Origin of the sequence: Enterobacter cloacae complex sp. IR5441 (genome assembly GCF_049238215.1) — a bacterium.
GTDB lineage: Bacteria > Pseudomonadota > Gammaproteobacteria > Enterobacterales > Enterobacteriaceae > Enterobacter > Enterobacter hormaechei_C.
Genome location: NZ_JBMKIA010000071.1, coordinates 1 through 5,448 on the forward strand (window position 1 = coordinate 1; position 5,448 = coordinate 5,448).

Genomic DNA, 5,448 nt, shown 5'->3' on the forward strand with positions numbered 1-5,448 from the left:
CAGCATTTTATTATGGTGATCCCCTGGGCGAAATGCGCCTGGTAAGCAGAGTTTTTGAAATGTAAGGCCTTTGAATAAGACAAAAGGCTGCCTCATCGCTAACTTTGCAACAGTGCCGATTGAATTTAACTACAAGGTCATGCCATTCCTGGTCGGCTTAACCTCCCAGTTCACTACCTATTCTCTCTATGACTGTGGCCAGCTTAATAGTGTTCGTGTCATCCGGCTTTATGAAAGCCTGTGTCAGTTCCGGAGCACTGGTGTCTGGATCACCACACATGACTGGTTATGTGAAAGGTTTATGCTCCCTGCCTCGCAGAAAAACAATATTGCTGAAATGAAGCGTACCTTCCTGGAACCTGCTCTGAAGAAAATTAATGAGAAGACGCCATTAAAGGTAACATATACCACTGAAGAAGATGGTCGCTTGCTGTTTAATTTTCTTGATAAAAAACAATAGTCTGTAATTTTTATTTCCTCCTCCCTTAGTTTGTTGCTGACATATGGGGGGATACTGAACTTGCTGTGTTTCCCATAGTGCTTGCCTAACTTGACCTGTTTCCCGCAATCGCGGCTGTCTGCGTAGTTGACCTGTTTCCCACAGTCCGGGCCGTCTGCGGAGTTGACCTGTTTCCCACAGTCCCGGTCGTCTGCAAAGTTGACCTGTTTCCCACAGTCCCGGTCGTCTGCAAAGTTGACCTGTTTCCCACAGTCCGGGCCGTACGCGGAGTTGACCTGTTTCCCACACTCCCGACCGTCCGAGAAGTTGACCTGTTTCCCATAGTCCGGGCCGTCCGAGAAGTTGACCTGTTTCCCATAGTCCGGGCCGTCCGAGAAGCTGACCTGTTTCCCTTAGTCCGGGCCGTCCGCGAAGTTGACCTGTTTCCCATAGTCCGGAGCGTCCATTAAAGTTGACCTGTTTCCCACAGAGGATGGAAAACTCTTCTTGTGCTGAGCGTAAGAGCTATCTGCCGGAACGGTTCCTCTTCGCTTCCTCGCCAGTTCGCTCGCTACGCTCGGTTACATGGCTGCGGCGAGCGCTGATACATAAGGCTCAGCATTGCACTGGTCGTAACTAAAATCAGAATCCTTCTGAATGACTCTCCTGTCTTGCAAGTTGAATACCTTTCTCAAAGCCCTTTTGTATGAGTTGCTGTTGATGGTCAAAAGTGCGTCTGCGTGTTGCTGCAGTGTGATTTAGTAGCACGCCCGTCGAGCTTCATCCCCCTTCTGTTGAGAGCGAAATCAAAACAATATGATTTTTTTCTTGCAACATGACACTTTTTGTTCAAAATGACAAAAAACGTCATGAGGTGATAAATGGACAATATTGAGCAGTTACGGAAAGTCGCTACACGTGCAGGTAAGCTTCTGACATCTTTGAGCGAAAGTATCCGACAGCAAAAAGAGGAATTGAAGCTTACCGAGTTCTATCAGGAATACAGCAAAGCCGCTCTGTATAAGCTGCCTAAGCTCAGTAAAGGCAGTGTTGAGTATGCTGTGTCCGAAATGGAAGCCGGTGGCTACATTTTTAAAAAGAAACCTTCTGGTAATACGATGAAATACGCGATGACGATTCAGAATGTCATCGATCTGTATAACCATCGTAAAGTACCGAAGTACAGGGATCGCTTCGATAAAGCCTTTACGATTTTTGTATGTAATCTTAAAGGTGGTGGTTCCAAGACAGTTTCTACCGCTTCATTATCACATGCTTTTCGAGCTCATCCTCAGCTTCTGTTCGAAGACCTGCGTATTCTGGCCATCGATTTCGATCCGCAGGCATCTCTGACAATGTTCCTGAGCCATGAGAATTCAGTGGGCTTGGTTGAAAATACGGCTGCTCAGGCCATGCTCCAGAACGTGTCTCGTGAAGAATTACTTTCCGATTTTATAGTACCGTCTATTATCCCTGGTGTTGATGTAATCCCCGCTTCCATTGACGATGCATTCCTTGCTGAAGGCTGGAAGGGATTGTGTGAAGAACATCTGCCAGGGAAAAATATTCATGCGGTGCTTAAAGAGAACATTATCGACAAGCTCCAGCATGACTACGACTTTATTTTCCTTGATAGTGGTCCTCACCTTGATGCGTTCCTGAAAAACTGCATTGGGGCGGCAGACCTGATGTTGACCCCTCTTCCACCGGCGACGGTTGATTTTCATTCTTCCCTGAAGTTTGTGGCCAGCCTCCCTGCCCTCATAGATTCCATCGAAATGGATGGGCACACCTGCAATCTCATCGGTAATGTCGGCTTCATGTCCAAGATCCTGAACAAGTCTGATCACAAAATTTGCCATAGTCAGGCCAAAGAGGTTTTCGGTGCCGATATGCTAGACATGGTTCTGCCAAGACTGGATGGTTTCGAACGTTGTGGGGAGACTTTTGACACAGTTATTTCAGCAAATCCAGCAACCTATGATGGAAGTACAGAGGCACTAAAAAGCGCAAAATCAGCAGCGGAAGACTTTGCGAAGGCAGTCTTTGATCGCATCGAGTTCATTCGTACTAACGGAGGTATGTGATGTCGAATGAGAAAAGAAAAACCATCGGCAGACAGTTAAATACTCAGGCGTCAATGCTCGAAATGGCTGACACCGGTAGAAGTCAGGTATTTACCTTAAAAACCGGCAGGAAGGTAACGTTCAGGTTTGTTCGGGTGCCTGCATCTGAAGTTGAAAGTAAGACCTTCGTAAACCAGGAAAACAATGGAAGAGATCAACTTGCACTGACCAGGGAGTCTCTGAAATCCATTATCCAGACGATTAAGTTTCAGCAGTTCTTTCCCTGTATTGGTATTAAGCAAAGTGAAAGGATTGAGATACTGGATGGTTCAAGACGGCGAGCCTCAGCAATTTTTGTCCGTACAGGCCTTGATGTAATGGTTACCGAAGAACATTTATCAGCTGATGAAGCTCGCCAACTGGCTAAAGATATCCAGACAGCTAAAGAACATAATCTTCGGGAGATTGGTCTGAGATTGATCGCTCTTAAAGAGTCCGGATTTAATCAAAAGGAAATTGCTGAACTGGAGGGATTATCTCAGGCTAAAGTTACCAGGGCGCTGCAGGCGGCGGCCGTACCGCAAGACTTAATTTCTCTGTTCCCGGTTCAGTCGGAGCTATCGTTTAGTGATTATAAACTTCTTTTAGAAGTTAATGAAAAACTCGGTGAAAAGGGATTAACGCCTGAAGAACTCATTCAGTCTGTATCAGCTCAGCTCGATGCAATTTTGAGTGATGGCGAGCGACCAGAAGACGAACAGAAAGCCAGTATTCTGAAGCTGATTTCTCAGGCATCTCAGGCATTGATAGATCCATCTCCCAAGGAAAAGTCAGTGGTTTCCCCACTCTGGTCTTTTGAAGAAAAGGACAAGTTCGCGCGTAAGCGTGTGAAAGGGCGCACGCTGACTTATGAGTTTAGCCGTATGTCAAAAGTGATTCAGGATGAACTGGACAAGGCTATCAACGAAGTCCTTGACAGAAATTTGAGTCAATAATTTCGCCATGGCGATTTCACATCTAACTTATTGTAATTAGGCAGTTTAGGTTGAGAATTTCACGGTGAAATCGCCATAGTTTCACGCCAGTTTCGCTGCAGGAATATCTGACCATCGTGTCGTATAAGCAGGAGAAAGCATCTCCCGTTTCATCTGCCATTCCGGGGCCATACCCCGCCCCGCAAACCATACTTTACCCAGCCCTGAGTTGTTGATCCCGTCCAGAACCCTCATCAGCTCAGCACTGTGAGGGCGTGGCGGGCGTTCGTCGAACAGTTGCAGCTGCGAAACTCCGGAGCCGGTGAAGTCATTCAGCATAACTCCGGCTTTGGCATACCGGTGCCCATCCCTCCAGATACGCTCCAGAGCCGTTGTAGCGGCTGCAATGATGTCCCTGGTGTCCTGAGTGGGTGTAAGAAGTTTTTCCGTAGCCACGTTGCCGTAGTAAGGCTCTTTAATGGCGAACGGAGACGTTTTGATGAAAACGGAAATATGCCGGCAATACTGGTGCTCTTTACGCAGTTTTTCAGAGGCTCGCTCTGCGTGCTGACAGATAGCCTGACGGAGTGACTCGTACTCCGTGATCTTCACGCCAAAACTGCGGCTGCAGACAATTTGCTGTTTCGTCGGAGGGGCTTCCTCAAGCGAAAGGCAGCTTTCCCCGTTCAGTTCCCGTACCGTTCGCTCAAGGACGACAGAAAAATTTTTGCGGATGAAGGCCGGGTTCGTCAGAGCCAGATCGAGCGCGGTTTTTATGCCCAGCACATTTAGCTTGCGTGCAATACGGTTACCCACCCCCCAGATTTCTTCAACCGGCTGCAGTGAAAGCAGTTTCCGCGTCCTTTGCGGATTTCCCCTGGTCAGAGCGAGTACGCCATGAAACTGTTTCCACTCTTTTGAGGCCCACTGGGCTGATTTTGCGAGGGTTTTCGTTGGTCCGGCGCCCACGCCAATGGTCAGGCGGGTACAGTCATACACCTGCTGACGCAGCTGCCGGGCGAAGTCCTCAAGCCCCATACAGTGCTCCACGCCGGTCAGGTCGAGGAACATCTCATCAATTGAATACTGTTCCACCCTGGGGGCCAGTTCCTCCAGGCAGTTCATCACGCGCGCCGATATCGAGGCGTAAAGTTCATAATTACTTGAAAACGCATATATTTTTTCCGGGTATCTTTCGTTTTTTATCTGAAACCACGGAGTTCCCATTTTGATCCAGGGCTTCGCCTCGGCACTGCGAGCGATTACATTCCCGTCGTTGTTGCTCAGGACGACTATCGGCTTTCCTTTCAAATCCGGGCGGAAAACACGTTCACAGCTGGCATAGAAGCTGTTCACATCGGCCAGGGCAAACATCAGTACATCTCCCTCGGGCGGTGGATGATATGCGTGACGACGCCAAAGATATCCAGCTCGTCGGGATCAGGATAAATCGGCGACCAGGAGGCATTCATGGGCTGCAGCGTCAGTCGCGGCGTCAGCAGAAGCCGTTTCACCGTAAACTCCCCCTGCATGCTGGCGACAACGATATCGCCGTGCCGCGGCTTTTCAGCACTGTCCACAACCAGCAGATCGCCATTGTACAGACTGCCGTCGGCCATGCTGTCTCCGCTGGCACGCAGGTAGTACGTCGCGCTCGGATGCCGTATGCAGTAATCATGGAGATCCAGATCGGACTCGACATAGTCAGCAGCAGGGCTGGGAAAACCGCAGCTGGCCAGATCGGCAAACAATGGATGGGCCTGTGGCGGGAGTTCTTTCCCGGTGCTGAAAAGTTGTAGTTTCATCTTTCCTCCTGACACTCTAATTTTACTGGTTATACATACAGTGTTCGCCGGGAGACCGGTAGAGATCAAGGGGTGAAAGTCCCCGACCATTGAAGGACCAGCAATCCACAAGGTCCCCGAGTCATGCGTTGCATACCGCGAGGTATGGGGCGAAGCGTTGACAG

Annotated in this window: 4 protein-coding genes and 1 pseudogene; 3 read left to right on the forward strand and 2 right to left on the reverse strand. The window is 49.0% G+C overall.

What is annotated here, in order from left to right:
* Positions 1-118: 118 nt before the first annotated feature.
* The 3 genes and pseudogenes from ACOTX5_RS25990 to ACOTX5_RS26000 all read left to right on the forward strand — a co-directional run.
* Positions 119-460 (forward strand): annotated as a pseudogene (locus ACOTX5_RS25990) (replication initiation protein); the annotation flags it as partial.
* Between the two features lie 860 nt (positions 461-1,320).
* On the forward strand, positions 1,321-2,526 hold the full coding sequence (locus tag ACOTX5_RS25995) for an AAA family ATPase (protein WP_000368714.1): 1,206 nt from the start codon (positions 1,321-1,323) through the stop codon (positions 2,524-2,526).
* Positions 2,526-3,500 carry a ParB family protein gene (locus tag ACOTX5_RS26000; RefSeq protein WP_000064120.1) on the forward strand — a complete coding sequence of 325 codons (975 nt, stop codon included), beginning with the start codon at positions 2,526-2,528 and terminating at the stop codon, positions 3,498-3,500. Before ACOTX5_RS25995 ends, ACOTX5_RS26000 begins: the two co-directional genes overlap by 1 nt.
* Before the next feature lie 81 nt (positions 3,501-3,581).
* Here the strand turns inward: ACOTX5_RS26000 and ACOTX5_RS26005 are convergent, their stop codons facing one another.
* Positions 3,582-4,853, reverse strand: coding sequence for a Y-family DNA polymerase (locus ACOTX5_RS26005; RefSeq protein ID WP_004118291.1), 1,272 nt, complete (start codon positions 4,851-4,853; stop codon positions 3,582-3,584).
* Entirely contained in the window at positions 4,853-5,284 is a 432-nt protein-coding gene (gene umuD, locus ACOTX5_RS26010; protein ID WP_000776034.1) for a translesion error-prone DNA polymerase V autoproteolytic subunit, read from the reverse strand. The genes ACOTX5_RS26005 and umuD overlap by 1 nt, the downstream gene beginning before the upstream one ends.
* Positions 5,285-5,448 lie beyond the last annotated feature (164 nt).